This is a genomic window from Arsenicicoccus dermatophilus (genome assembly GCF_022568795.1).
GTDB lineage: Bacteria > Actinomycetota > Actinomycetes > Actinomycetales > Dermatophilaceae > Arsenicicoccus > Arsenicicoccus dermatophilus.
The window spans coordinates 2048253-2061616 of sequence record NZ_JAKZHU010000001.1 but is presented as its reverse complement, the minus strand read 5'-3'; the positions used below and the strand labels follow the sequence as shown (position 1 = coordinate 2061616).

Annotated in this window: 10 protein-coding genes; 8 read left to right on the top strand and 2 right to left on the bottom strand. The window is 75.1% G+C overall.

The window, feature by feature from the left end; all coding sequences use genetic code 11:
• Positions 1 to 356 precede the first annotated feature (356 nt).
• From MM438_RS09530 to MM438_RS09505, 6 genes are all read left to right on the top strand, one after another.
• Positions 357 to 2072, top strand: coding sequence for a vWA domain-containing protein (locus MM438_RS09530; RefSeq protein ID WP_241452227.1), 1716 nt, complete (start codon positions 357 to 359; stop codon positions 2070 to 2072).
• A 7-nt stretch (positions 2073 to 2079) separates the two neighbouring features.
• On the top strand, positions 2080 to 3048 hold the full coding sequence (locus MM438_RS09525) for a substrate-binding domain-containing protein (RefSeq protein WP_241452225.1): 969 nt from the start codon (positions 2080 to 2082) through the stop codon (positions 3046 to 3048).
• A gap of 4 nt (positions 3049 to 3052) precedes the next feature.
• On the top strand, positions 3053 to 3643 hold the full coding sequence (locus MM438_RS09520; protein WP_241452223.1) for an ATP-binding cassette domain-containing protein: 591 nt from the start codon (positions 3053 to 3055) through the stop codon (positions 3641 to 3643).
• Positions 3640 to 4554 (top strand): ATP-binding cassette domain-containing protein, encoded by a 915-nt coding sequence (locus MM438_RS09515; protein WP_241452222.1) that lies wholly within the window; start codon positions 3640 to 3642, stop codon positions 4552 to 4554. The genes MM438_RS09520 and MM438_RS09515 overlap by 4 nt, the downstream gene beginning before the upstream one ends.
• A gap of 1079 nt (positions 4555 to 5633) precedes the next feature.
• Positions 5634 to 6557 carry an ABC transporter permease gene (locus MM438_RS09510; RefSeq protein ID WP_241452221.1) on the top strand — a complete coding sequence of 308 codons (924 nt, stop codon included), beginning with the start codon at positions 5634 to 5636 and terminating at the stop codon, positions 6555 to 6557.
• Positions 6554 to 6898: a gamma-glutamylcyclotransferase family protein gene (locus MM438_RS09505; RefSeq protein ID WP_241452220.1), complete on the top strand. Its 345-nt coding sequence runs from the start codon at positions 6554 to 6556 to the stop codon at positions 6896 to 6898. Before MM438_RS09510 ends, MM438_RS09505 begins: the two co-directional genes overlap by 4 nt.
• Before the next feature lie 119 nt (positions 6899 to 7017).
• Here the strand turns inward: MM438_RS09505 and MM438_RS09500 are convergent, their stop codons facing one another.
• Positions 7018 to 9657 carry a multicopper oxidase domain-containing protein gene (locus MM438_RS09500; protein WP_241452219.1) on the bottom strand — a complete coding sequence of 880 codons (2640 nt, stop codon included), beginning with the start codon at positions 9655 to 9657 and terminating at the stop codon, positions 7018 to 7020.
• Between the two features lie 220 nt (positions 9658 to 9877).
• Between MM438_RS09500 and MM438_RS09495 the strand changes: the two genes are divergently transcribed.
• The gene (locus tag MM438_RS09495; RefSeq protein WP_241452218.1) at positions 9878 to 10801 is read left to right on the top strand and encodes a PAC2 family protein; all 924 of its coding nucleotides are present in this window, start codon (positions 9878 to 9880) and stop codon (positions 10799 to 10801) included.
• 31 nt (positions 10802 to 10832) lie between these two features.
• Here the strand turns inward: MM438_RS09495 and MM438_RS09490 are convergent, their stop codons facing one another.
• Positions 10833 to 12587, bottom strand: coding sequence for a DNA polymerase (locus tag MM438_RS09490; protein WP_241452217.1), 1755 nt, complete (start codon positions 12585 to 12587; stop codon positions 10833 to 10835).
• A 37-nt stretch (positions 12588 to 12624) separates the two neighbouring features.
• Between MM438_RS09490 and MM438_RS09485 the strand changes: the two genes are divergently transcribed.
• A complete protein-coding gene (locus tag MM438_RS09485) occupies positions 12625 to 13359 on the top strand; it encodes an EcsC family protein (protein ID WP_241452216.1) in 735 nt (244 codons plus the stop codon).
• Positions 13360 to 13364 lie beyond the last annotated feature (5 nt).

Below are 13364 nucleotides of genomic sequence, written 5' to 3'. Positions count from 1 at the left end.
TCTTCGCAGGTGAAGCCACCCAAGGTGGTCGATCCGACTCGCTGAGTGACACGGGTATGGCGTCCAGGGCGAGTCGTGGTGCCTGCCGAGGGGTGTCCTGCCTCGGATCATCACCCGTGGCACGTCGACGCGCACCGTCCGCTGTCATTGCGCTCCGCAGCGGCCCGTGCGCAGGGGCTTGCCGACCCAGTACCTTGCGGTCCGGCAGTGGCACCAGTGCACCCATCGCCCTGGACCTGACCTCGGAAGGTGGAAATGTGACGCAGCGCCGAACCTCTCAGGCAGCGCCCGCGACCCGTGCGGGACTCCGGGCCCAGCGCGGTCGCCGCCGAGACCGCCAGCGCAAGGTGGCCGGGATGGCCGCCCTGAGCATCGCGCTGGCCGGAGGCGCCGCGGCAGGGGCGCCTCACCTGATGCGCCTGGCGAAGTCCGGTGACAAGTCAGTCACCAGCCAGGTCGCCAGCGCCCAGACGGCCTGCGCCAGCATGACCTCCCTGGACGTGGCCGTGCCACCGGCCCTGTTCGCCGCCACCCAGGAGGCGGCCGACGAGGCGTCGGACCGCAAGGGCGGCTGCATCACCTATCGCCTTCGTCCCGTGACGGCGGCACTCGCCGCCCAGCGCGGCGGCACGGGCGGTGCCGGCGGTGCGCCCGCCCAGCCCGCCGCGGCAGCGACCTCCGCCGCACCCCCCGCGGGGGCACCTGCCACGGGTGCCGCTCCGGCACCCGGCGCGGCTGCTGCCGCGCAGGAGCCCGTGGTCGGCGCCGTCGACGCGTGGTTCACCGACTCCGAGGCCTGGGTGCCCGCCGCCGAGCGCAACCGCGTCTCCCGGCCCGTCGCCTACTCCCCGGTGGTCCTCGCGGTCCCGCAGGGCGTGGGCGCGTCCGGTCAGCTCACCCCGCAGCAGGTGGGGATGCTGGCGCAGGGCCCGATGCGCTTCGCCGAGCCCGCCGAGAGCACGCCCTCCCTGCTGTCCCTGCTGGCGCTGCGCCAGAGCAGCGACCCCACGGTCGGAGAAGCGGTGCGTGCCCTGAGCCGCCGGACCGTCTCGGAGTCCGAGCTCGAGTCCTCCCTGACGGCCCCGCCGACGCAGGCACTGGTCTTCCCCAGCACCGAGCAGCGCATCGCCCAGCTTGCCAAGCAGACCGGGCGGCAGATCACCGCGGCCTCGCTGCCCGGCGCGGTGCCCATGGAGAGCTACTCGCTGGTGACCCGCACCCAGGACCCCGCCCGCGTCGCGGCCCTGGACGCCCTCGTCGAGGCCTTCGCGGGAGACACGGTGCGCAAGTCATTGGTCGACCAGGGATTCCGGACAGCACCGCAGGCCGCGCCGGCCGGGGCGGCACCCGTCACCGGGGTGCCGGCCTCGCTCGCCCCGCCCGCCCCCGTCGACCCGGGCAAGATCGCCGGGACGATGGACGCGTGGGCCGGGGCTCGCCGGGACGGTCGCTACGTCATCGCCGTCGACACCTCCGGCTCGATGCAGGCTGCCGCCGAGGGGGGCAAGCGTCGCATCGAGCTGGCGACGGGCGCCCTCGCCGTCGCCCTGCGGTCGGTCCCCGTGACCAGCGAGGTGGGCCTGTGGTCCTTCGCCGCGGCCAGGTCCCAGGGCGGGCAGGACTGGAAGGAGCTCGTGCCGATGGGCTCGCTGGAGCTCCCCGCCACCCGGGACGCCCTCGCCAAGGCCGGGGCCACCCTGGTCGACCCGGCCACCCCGCCGCGAGGCGGGACGGGCCTGTACGACACGACCGTGGCGGCCTACCAGACGGTCCGGGACCGCTCCGACGCCAAGCACGAAGGCATCGCGCTCATCCTCACCGACGGCAAGAACGACGACGACAGCGGTGGTCGTACCATTGAGCAGGCGATCGCCGACCTCGGCCGACTGCAGGACCCCGCGCGCCCGGTGCGCCTGGTCCTCGTGGGCGTCGGCGAAGAGCCTGACAAGGCCACGCTCGACCGACTGGCGGCGAGCGTCGGGGGGCTGTCCTACACCAGCGAGACGGTGGAGGCACTGGGACAGATCCTGCCCAAGGCCCTCACCCTGCAGCTGACCGATGGGACGAAGTGATAGATCGATGACCGCCGCTACAGTGCCGGACCTCTCCCGGCGCACCTTCCTGCTGGGCCTTGCCGGCGCCGGACTCCTCACGGGGTGTGCCTCCGGTGGCGACAAGGACGCCGAGTCCGCCAAGGCCGCCAAGGGCGTGGTCGGCCTCTCCGTCTCCAGCCTCGCCAACCCCTTCTTCATGACCCTCGTCGACCGTGCCCAGGACGAGGCCGCCAGGCTCGGGATCCGGCTCAAGATCACCGACGCCCAGGACGACGCCTCCCGCCAGGCCTCCCAGCTCCAGGACCTGGCGGTCAAGGGCATCGGCCAGCTGGTCGTCAACCCGGTCGACTCCGACGCGCTCGCGACCCCGGTCAAGCGCCTGCGCGAGCGCGGGACCAAGATCGTCGCCATCGACCGGCGGATCACCGACGTCCAGGGTGTCACCTGCATCGCGAGCGACAACGTGCGCGGCGGGGCGATCGCGGCCCAGGCGCTCATCAAGGCGCTCGGGGGCAAGGGCGAGGTCGCGGTCCTGCAAGGCGTCGTCGCGACCTCCAGCTCGCGGGAGCGGCACAAGGGCTTCGTCGCCGAGCTCGCCAAGCACCCCGGCATGCGGGTCGTGGCCACCCAGCCCGCCGGCTTCCGTCGCGTGGAGGGCCTGGACGTCGCCACCAACGTGCTCCAGGCGCACCCCCACCTCAACGGGATCTTCGCCGAGAACGACGAGATGGCGCTCGGGGCGCTCCAGGCCCTCGGCGGCCGAGCCGGTCTCGGGGTCAAGGTCGTCGGTTTCGACGGGACCCGCGAGGCCATCGAGGCCGTCGCGCTCGGCCGGATGACCGCCACCATCGGTCAGGACGTCGCCGCCATGGGAACCCTCGCCCTGCGAGCCGCCGTGGAAGCCAAGGGCGCCCCCGCCGCCGGCAGCACCGTCGACCAGGCCGTGGTGGCCATCACCCGGGCCAACGCTCGCTCGCTGCTCGCCCACGCCTGACGTGGTGGCCTCGACCATCGCCCACCCGTCAGCCGGCATGCCGCCCCGGCTCGAGGTCGCGGGGCTGAGCCGGACCTTCGGCACGCTGCGCGCCCTGCAGGACGTCGACCTGGCCATCGCGCCCGGCGAGGCCCATGCCCTGCTCGGCGAGAACGGCGCCGGCAAGTCCACGCTGATCCGGATCATCTCCGGCGCCGAGCGGCCGACCGGGGGCGTCGTGCGGATCGACGGCCAGGAGGCGGTGCTGTCGGAGCCCTCCGCCGCCGTGCGGCGCGGCATACGCACCATCCACCAGCACCCGACCCTGATCGAGCAGCTGAGCGTCGAGGACAACCTCGCGCTGCCCCGACCCCCGGTGCGCCGGGGGCTGATCGACCGGGTCGCGGTGCGCCGGCAGGCCGAGGCGGCCCTGGCGATCCTGGGCCTGGACCTCGACCCGGCCACCCCCGTGGCCCGGCTGCGGGTGGACCTGCGACAGCGGGTGGAGATCGCCCGCGCCCTGGCCCGGGGAGCAGGGCTGCTGATCCTCGACGAGCCGACCGCGGTCCTGTCCGACGAGGAGACCGCGGCGTCCTGCAGACCTTGCGTGGCGTGACCGAGCAGGGTGTCTCCCTGCTCTACGTCACGCACCGGCTGGAGGAGATCGCCCAGCTGTGCGACCGGGTCAGCGTGCTGCGCTCCGGGCGCATGGTGGCCACCCTCCCGGCTGATGCTCCCGTGACCGACCTGGCCGCCGCCGTGACCGGACGTCCCTTCGCCGGCCTCTATCCCGCGATCCGCCCCCAGGCGCCCGCCGGGCAGGCGACGACCCGACCGCTCCTCGTGGCCGAGGGCCTGGCCGTCCCGGGCATCCTGGCGCCGACCACGGTCGAGGTGCGCGCGGGGGAGGTCGTCGGGGTCGAGGGCGGAACCCCGACGACGCGCAGCGCACTGCTGCGGGCCCTCGTCGGGGGGATTCCCCAGGCGCAGGGACGGGTGCAGATCGGCGAGTGCACGATCCGCCCCGGCCAGGTGCAGGAGGCGATCCGGGCGGGGGTGGGCTACGTGCCGGCCGACCGCCAGGGCGCAGGCCTGGTGCCCCAGGCCTCCGCGGCGGACAACCTCTGGTACGGCGTCCTCACGCGGGGCCGGACGGGGCCGAACGGCCCGTCGCGCACCGAGCAGATCGCGGTGGTGCGGGAGCGGCTCGCGATCGCCGCACCGTCGATGGATGACCCGGTCGCCCGACTGTCCGGGGGCAACCAGCAGAAGGTCGTCGTCGGCCGGTGGGTCGCCGCCCGGTCCCAGGTCCTCGTGCTCGACGAGCCCACGCGCGGCGTGGACGTCGGTGCGCGCGAGGTGATCTACCAGGTCGTCGCAGAGATCGTCGCCGGGGGTGGGGCGGTGGTCCTGGCCAGCAGCGACCGCCAGGAGATGGACGCCCTGTGCACCCGCACGATCAGCGTGCCCGCCCAGGAGCCTGGCGCCCTCATGGGCTCCGGGGCAGAGCTGAGGAGCAGCCCATGAAGGCGACCAAGGACGACACCGGTCGCGGCGATCTCGCCGCGACCGGCGCAGCCCCCGTACCCGCCGTCCCGCCCGAGGAGCGAGTGACCCAGACCGTGGCCAAGAAGTCGATGAGCAAGGCAGCCCGCAAGGCCGCCGCCAAGAAGGCAGCCGCCATCACGTCCACCGCGCGTCGCGTCGCGGTGCGTCCGGCAGGGGCGCTACCCGTCGTGACCGACGGACCGCCGGACGCCGTTCCGGCCCCGGCGCCGACCGGCACCCCGCAGACGCCGCCCGCCGCGGAGGGGACCGCACCTGCTGCGACGGGCACGGCGCCCGCCCCGAAGGAGGCTGCGTCGACCGCGGGGGGGCAGCCGCGAGTCGCGCGCACGCCCGGGGTTCCGCCAGGGCCGCCCCCGACCGCTCCCGCTGCGACCCCTCCTGCGGCGGCCCCGGCGAAGGCCGCGGCGAAGCCCGTCGCGACCCCGCCTGCGGCCCAGGATGTTCCGACCACTCCGGCCCCGAGTGCCCCTCCTGCGGCCCCGGCTCCTGCTGCCGCGCCGCAGACCCCGGGGGTCAAGGCTCCGGCTGCCTCGGCCAAGCCCGCGGCGACCCCTCCGGCGGCGACCCCGGCGAAGGCCACCCCGGCCCCTTCCTCATCGGCTTCGGGTCCGGCTGCGACGCCGAAGGCCGCGGCGAAGCCCGTCGCGACCCCTCCTGCGGCGAAGCCCGCCCCGGCCCCGAGCGCCCCTCCTGCGGCCCCGGCTCCTGCTGCCGCGCCGCAGACCCCGGGGGTCAAGGCTCCGGCTGCCTCGGCCAAGCCCGCGGCGACCCCTCCGGCGGCGACCCCGGCGAAGGCCACCCCGGCCCCTTCCTCATCGGCTTCGGGTCCGGCTGCGACGCCGAAGGCCGCGGCGAAGCCCGTCGCGACCCCGCCTGCGGCCCAGGATGTTCCGACCACTCCGGCCCCGAGTGCCCCTCCTGCGGCCCCGGCTCCTGCCGCCGCGCCGCAGACCCCGGCGCCTGGTGCCACGGCGGCGTCCTCTCCCTGGTCGCAGGGCGGGCGTCTCGCGGCCTGGGCGCGGGGCGCCGGGAGCCAGGTGCTCGCCGCCCCCGCCGGCCTGCTCGCACTGTGCCTGGTCCTGGCCGTGGTGTCCCCGGACTTCCGGACCCTCGGCAACCTGCTCAACGTCGCCGACCAGACCGCGACCACGGCGGCGCTGGCCCTGGGCCTGACCTTCGTGCTCGTGGTGGGCGGCATCGACCTGTCCGTCGGGGCGGTCGCCGGCCTGTCCGGGATCCTCGCGGCCCAGTGCGCCCTCGGCCTGGGCCTGCCGTCACCCTTCTGCGTGGTCGCGGCCCCGCTCGTCGGTCTGCTCGCCGGCCTGGTGACGGGCCTCGCGGTCACCAGGCTCGTCATACCTCCCTTCATCGCCACCCTCGCGGGCATGGCGATCTGGCGGGCGGTCGCCGAGATCGCCTGCGACTCGCAGACTCTCGTGGCTCCCGCCGCCATGGCCGGCGTGGGGGAGCGGGTCGCGGGCGTCCCGGTGACCTTCATGGTCATGGTGGCGCTCGCCGTCCTCACCCACGTGCTGCTGCGGCGCACCGTCCTGGGCCAGTGGCTGTATGCCGTGGGAGGCAACCCCGAGGCCGCCCGTCTGGTGGGCATCCCGGTCGAACGGACCCAGGTGGCGGCCTATGCCCTGTCGGGGCTGTGCGCCGGTGTCGGCGGACTGCTGATCGCCGGACGCCTGGCCTCCGTCCAGGCCGGTGCGGGGGCCGGGATGGAGCTCGATGCGGTGGCCGCCGCCGTCGTCGGTGGCGCCAGCCTGGCCGGCGGACGCGGGAGCGCGGTGGGGACGGTGGTCGGTGCCACGGTGCTCGCCGTCATGCACAACGGCCTCAACCTGCTGGACGTCCCCGCCATGTGGCAGCAGATGGCCCTGGGCGTGGTGATCGCCGCCGCGGCCTCCCTCGACGCGCGACGCCGCGCCCGGGCCGGCGATCGCGTGAGCGTGTGAGCACGGCCCCCACCGACGGGCAGCGGCTCGCGGTCTACGGCACCCTGCGCCCCGGCCGGTCCAACCACCACGAGGTCGCCGCCATCCCCGGCAGCTGGACGCAGGGGGTCGTCCACGGGCACCTGCTGCCCGAGGGCTGGGGAGCCGCGCTGGGCTATCCCGCGATCGAGCTGGACGAGGACGCGCCGGCGGTCCCGGTGCACCTGCTCACCAGCGACGCCCTGCCCCGGCACTGGGCGCGGCTGGACGAGTTCGAGGGGCCTGGCTACCGGCGGGTGGCCTGCACGGTCCGCACCGAGGCGGGGCCGGTCCAGGCGCAGATCTACGAGCTCGACCGCTGACCGGTCCCGCCTGACCAGGGCGACCTCAGCAGAGCTCGCCGTCCGTGGTGCTCCGGCTGTGGTGGGTCGGCCGGCGGTCTGCCCCCGGGCCGCTGCGGACGTCGGCCCCCGACCGTGCGTCAGCGGACCTCGACGATGCCGTGGGCGCCTCGCTCGGCGTCGCTCATCTGGTGGTCCACGAAGGGATAGTGCCCGGCCTCGGGGAAGGTCAGCTCCACGAAGCCGCCCTGCGCCGCGGTCAGGTCGAGCACCTGGGAGCCGCCGGGTGCGTCGGGCTCGCCGGGTCCGGCTCGCAGCAGCCAGCGGCCCTCCTTGTAGACCCGGTCGAACTGTCCGCCGACGACGTGGAAGCTCGTCCCGTCGTCCGGTCCGACGTCGAGCACCCAGATCCGCACCCGTTGCCCGGGGCGGGCGGTCAGCGGACGGGCGTCGTACTGCCCGACGACGCCGTTGAAGGTCACCCCGTCCGGGCGGCCCCGGGCCAGCTTGGCGCCGTCGACGGGGGCCGACCCGGCGCCGAGGTAGAGCTCGGACTGGACGAGGAGGTACTCCCGGTCCACGGGCGGCAGCCCGGGCGGGTCGATCACCACCGCCCCGGCCATCCCCGCGGCGATGTGCACGGACATCGGATGGGTGGAGCAGTGGTACACCCAGATGCCCGCACGGGTGGCGGTGAACCGGTAGACGAGCGACTCGCCCGGCCGGATGGTCCGCATCGGCTGGTCGGGCGCGAGGGCACCGGCGTGCAGGTCGAGCGAGTGACCCATCGACCCGTCGTTGACCAGGGTGATCTCGAAGCGGTCGCCGACGTGGCCACGCAGCGTGGGCCCGGGGGCGGTGCCGTTGAAGGTCCACCGCCGTCGGGTCTGGTCGGCGCCGACGGGCAGCTCGACCTCCTGGGCGCGCAGCGTCACCCGGTGCAGGGTCCCGGTGGGGGCGGGAGGCAGGGTCGCGTCGCGCGCGACGAACCCGGCCGGGAGATCGCCGTGCAGGTCGACCGGTGGGGCGGCGTCCCCGGACGCGGCGTGCTGGTGCCCGCCCGGGGTCGCGGAGGCCTGCCCGTCACCTCCGGTCGTGCGTATGCCGAAAGTCATCCCCATCTGCCGGTGGCCGACGACCGAGCACCAGCCCTCGATCGACCGTCCGACCACGCCGACGTCGAGGACGCCGGTCTCGCCGCCGCCGAGGCGGCCGGTGTCCTGCCCGGTCTCCAAAGTGAGGTCGTGGACGTCGGCGTCGGCGTTGGTGACCCGCAGGACCAGCCGGTCGCCGGGCGTGACGGTGGCGCTGCCGGGGGTGAACCTCATGCCGCGGGCGGTGACGTCGACGGTGACCGTGCGACCGGTGGGGGTGACGCCGGTGCCTGCGTCGCCGCGCCGGAGCGCGGTGGGGTCGACGGCGAGACCACCCGCGACGGCCAGCGCCACCAGCGCGCAGCCGGCCGCCGTGCCGGGAAGCCAGGGGCGCTCAGGGGGTGCCGGGCTCGCGGGGGCGGCGGTGGCCTCCCGGCGCAGCTGCCGGGCCACGAGCACGGCGCGGACGTCGAGCGCGGGGGCGGTGGCGAGCGCCCCGAGGACGAGCGCCGAGCAGGCCACCCGCACCCAGGAGGGGACGGGCAGCAGGCATACCAGCAGGGCGAGGTTGGTGACGGTGACCCGCAGGGCTCCCTGTGCCTGGGTGATCGCGGTGATGCGGCGCACGGCCGCCGGCCCGCCGCCGAGCATCACGGGCAGCAGGTAGGCCAGGGCCCCGAGCAGGACCTGGGCGACCCAGCCGACGGCGAGGGCGGTCACCACCTCGTCGAGGCGGGTGGGCACGTGGGCCAGCCTCGGAGTGGCGGCGAGGAGCCCGACGAGCAGGCCCAGGCCGAGCAGCAGCCAGGTGCTGCCCGCCGCGACGGACCAGGTGGCGAAGTCGGCAGGGGCTCGGCGCAGCGCGGTCCGGGCGAAGGGCACCGCGTGGGTCAGCGCAGCTGCGGCATACGTCAGCAGACCGAGGACGGCGACCCAGCGCAGCCCGAGCAGGGCTGCGCCGACGGTGACCAGGACGGCGCCGAGGAGCACGGGGAGCAGGCGTGCGGCGGTGCGCTCGGAGCCGTCCTCGAGCCGGGTGCGCAGCATCGTGGGCCACAGCGTCACGAGCGTGCCGAGGACGGTCAGGCCGACGAAGCCCAGCAGGTTGAGGGTGAGGTGGGCCAGGACCAGACGACCGTGCCACTCGGCGCTGCGGCCGGCCGCGAGGAGGGCGCCCAGGGTGGCGCCCACCGGCAGCAGCAGGCAGGCCGCGACGTAGTGGTCGACGGTGCGGCGGAAGCGGCCGCCGAGCGAGCCGCGGGTGCGCGCCGCCAGGGCCAGGCCGTGCCAGGCGAGGACCGACCCCACGACCAGCGCGCCGGCGACGGCCGTGGCGGGTCGGTGCCCCACGACACCGGCGACCACCGCGACGGCGCCCAGGTTGTGACCCACCTGCCGCAGGACCTGCGAGCGCATCTGCCCGGGCGAGGCCGGGCTGCGCACCAGCGCGCCGGTGAAGTGCCAGGACCAGGTGATGATCGCGTTGCCGACCCCGCCGAGCAGGAGCAGGTGGACCAGCAGCCAGCGGGCGTCGGGGAGCATCCGGTGGACCAGGGAGACCGCCGTCGCCGCGCCCAGCCAGGCCACCACGGGCAGGAAGGACCGGACGTGCCAGGCCGCACGGGCCGAGAAGGCTCCGGCGCCAGGGCCGGGGGGATGTTGTCGGCTGGGTGGTTCGAGCGGCACCTACGCACTGTAGTCGCCGGGCCGGTCGGGGGCCGGCCCGGCGAGCGGGTCGCCGTGACCTGGGTGGACGCCCGCGGGCGTCGTCACGCGGGCACGGCGACCCTGGGTGTCGGTCCTGTGGGCCGACCCGCTCGCCTCGGCGAGCACCGGGGCGGTGGAATGCCTCTGGCTACCCGTGCGTTGCCCAGGGCAGACCACTCCGACCGACCTGGAGGCAACCGTGCAGGACCCCACCGGGCTCTACCGCTTCGAGAGCGACACCGATCCGCACCACCTGCGGGCCTCCGCGCTGGTCGTGGCCATGGGCGCCTTCATCGACGCGGGTCACACCGGTCGCCTGCTCAGCGATCACCTGCTGGCCACCCTGGACCACTCGGTGGTGGCGACCTTCGACGTGGACCAGATGCTCGACTACCGCGGGCGCCGACCGGCGATGACCTTCGACCGGGACCGCTACACGGCCTACGACGACCCGGCGATCGTGCTCTACCGGGTGCTGGACGTCGACGGCACGCCCTTCCTGATGCTCACCGGGCCGGAGCCGGACTACCAGTGGGAGCGCATGGTCGAGGCCGTCCGCGGGCTCGTGCGAGCCTTCGGCGTCACCCTCACCGTGGGTGTGCACGGCATCCCGATGGGGGTGCCGCACACCCGCCCGATCGGGCTCACCCAACACGCCTCCAGCCCGGCCCTGATCCCGGACAACAACCCCGTCTTCGGCGAGGTGCAGGTGCCGTCGTCGTTCGCCTCGCTGCTGGAGCTGCGCCTGGGCGAGTCGGGCTACGACACGGTGGGGTTCAGCGTCCACGTCCCGCACTACCTCGCACAGACGGACTTCGCCGACGCCGCCCTGACGGGGTTGCGGGCCGTCGCCGGGGCGACCGGGCTGGCGTTGCCCACCGCCGAGCTGGCGGCGGTCGCGGGCGTCAACCGCGAGGCCGTCGATGCCGAGATCGGGGACAACGAGGAGGTCCTCACGGTCGTGCGGGCCCTCGAGGCGCAGTACGACCAGTGGACCCGGGGGCTCGACAAGCCCACCCTGCTCGCCCCTGCTCCGGACGAGCTGCCCACGGCCGACGAGATCGGCGCGGAGTTCGAGCAGTTCCTGCGCACCCACGACGGTCGCCCGGAGGACCGCGCCTGACCGCCGCGCGCCCGGCGCCGGGTCGTCACGCCTAGGCCTTGGCCTCCGACCAGCGGTGGACGACCGACACGTCGGCGACGAACCGCACCCGGTCGGTGCCCGTCCAGCGCCGCGCCGCCTCGTCCAGGCTCCGGTGCACCAGCGCCTCGGCGGCGGCGGCGTGCTCGGCCGGGACGTGCACCAGCAGCTCGTCGTGCAGGCACAGGACGATCTCGGCGTCGATGTCGCGCCCGCCGGCCCGGACGGTCGCGGCCCAGGCCTTGAACAGTTCTGCGGCTGCGCCCTGGATGACGGCGTTGCGGGCGAAGCGTCCCCGTCCGGCCCGCTGCGCCTCGGTCAGCTCGCCCTGCCACATGGGTACGAGCCGCCCGCCCCAGGTGACCACCGGGTCGCCGCGCACCCCGGCCTGGTGGGCCCGGTGCAGGTAGGCCATCGCCGTCGGATAGGCCCGGTCCAGCCGTTCGAGGGCCGCGCCGGCCGATCCCGAGGTCTGGCCGTACATCGCGGCGAGGACCGCGACCTTGGCGACGGGCCGGTCCACGCCGAGCTCGGCGCCGACGGGGGAGTAGAGGTCGTCCGCCCGGGTGGCCTGCGCGAACGCCGCGTCGCGGGCCACGGCAGCGAGTACCCGTGGCTCGATCTGGCCGAGGTCGGCGCGCACCAGGACCCGGCCCGGGTGGGCGGCCACCGCTGGGCGCAGCTCGGCCGGGAGGTTGTGGAGGCCGTTGGCGGCCGTCATCCGTCCTGCTCCGCCGTCGCAGGCCGTCCACTCGCCGCGGAGCCGGTCGTCCGGACCGACGTAGGTGTCCAGCCAGTGCCAGCCGTAGGTCGTGGCGACGCGCTCGGCCTTGCGCCACGCGAGCAGCGCCTCGACCACCGGGTGGGAGCTGCGGTGCGCGGCGAGGGTCCACTTGCGGGTGTCGTCCACGAGGATGCCGACGGAGGCGAGCAGCTCCTTGACCTGCAGGGGATTACGCAGGTCGGTGCGTTCACGGCCGGGCACGTGCCGGAGGACCTCCTGGTCGCGGCGAGCACGTATGCCGGCGGCCTGCGCCTCGTCCGTGGGGCGGGGACCGGCTGCGGCGGTGATCAGCTCCTCGGCGACCACCCGGTCGATGGGCAGGCCGGTCACCTCCAGCTCGGCGCACAGCAGGGCGGCTGCGGACTCGGAGGCCGCGGTGGCGCGCAGCCGGTCGGGGGTGCGTCGGGTGCCGCCCGCAGCCGCAGGGGAGGGCGCGGCGTCGACGTGGGCGCGCTGGCGCGCGGCGACCTCGAGGGCGGCCCGGGTCCAGGCGACGAGCCGCTCGGGGGTGCGCTGCCAGGTGCGGTCGGCGGCGTCCGGCCGCAGGTGCCCGTCCTGGGTGACGAGCGCCTCCGCGTCGGGCTCGGGGTCGCCCGGGCGTGCCTGGGCGGCGGCGAAGGCGAACAGGTCCGGCGGGCCCGGTCTCGGGGCGGAGCGGGGGTCCAGGTCGTGCATGACCGCCCAGACCGTCGCCGGGTCGGCCAGGTGACCGCCGCAGAGCACCCGGTGGACCTCGGCGAGGTCCCAGCACCGGGACAGGCGGGCGCCTCGCGCGACGAGCGGCCCGGCGTCCTCGCGGGCCTGCCACCAGACCCAGCGGGGCCGGTGCTCCTGCTCCAGGCGGGCGACGTCGGCCACGAGCCGGTCCACGGGGCAGGGCGCCACGAGCACCGAGCCGTCCTGCGCCAGCACCGTCCCGACCCCACCCGCAACGCCGAGCGCGTGGAGGGTGTCAGGAGCGCGCCCGTGGGGTAGGACTGTCACCGATCAAGTGTGCGTCACACCAGGAAGGAAACCCCTCATGGGTCTCATGGACAAGATGGCCGGGATGGCCATCGACAAGATCGCCGGCAAGAACACCGTCGACCAGCGCACCGGCCAGGTGGCCGGCAGCTCCGCCCTCAACGGTCCGGTCGAGGACCTCGTGCAGAAGCTCCTGGACTTCGGCATCGACGGGCTGGGCCCGCTCGAGGGTGCCGCGGCGTTCGCCGACAAGTCGGGCAGGGGCCGCTCGACCGAGCAGACCGTGGACGAGATCATCCGGGCGCACAAGAAGACCGCGGCCGCGGGTGGCTTCGTCACCGGGCTCGGCGGCTTCGCCACGATGCTGGTCGCGCTGCCGGCCAACGTCGTCGAGTTCTACATCGTCGCGACCCGCATGGTCGCCGGCATCGCCCGCGCCCGCGGCTACGACATCGACAAGCCCGAGACCCGCTCGGCGATCCTGCTGACCCTCGTCGGCGCCGACTCCGGCGAGGACCTGCTCCGCAAGGCCGGCGTCCTGACCACGGGTCGCATGTCCAGCCTGGCGTCGCAGCACCTGCCGGCCTCCGCCGTCATGATGATCAACAAGGGCGTGGGCTTCCGCCTCATCTCCACCCTGGGGGAGAAGGGCCTGGCCAAGATCGTCGGCAAGGGCCTGCCCGTGGTCGGCGGCTTCGTCGGCGGCGGCATGGACTACTACCTGCTCGGCAAGATCGCCGACAACGCCAGGCAGCAGTTCCCGGCCACCACCACGGGCGCGCTGCACGCCTGAGCCAC

Coding starts and splice junctions, on each gene's coding strand:
- MM438_RS09525 (WP_241452225.1), top strand. CDS start 2,080: ATGACCGCCGCTACAGTGCCGGACCTCTCCCGGCGCACCTTCCTGCTG.
- MM438_RS09530 (WP_241452227.1), top strand. CDS start 357: ATGGCCGCCCTGAGCATCGCGCTGGCCGGAGGCGCCGCGGCAGGGGCG.
- MM438_RS09485 (WP_241452216.1), top strand. CDS start 12,625: ATGGGTCTCATGGACAAGATGGCCGGGATGGCCATCGACAAGATCGCC.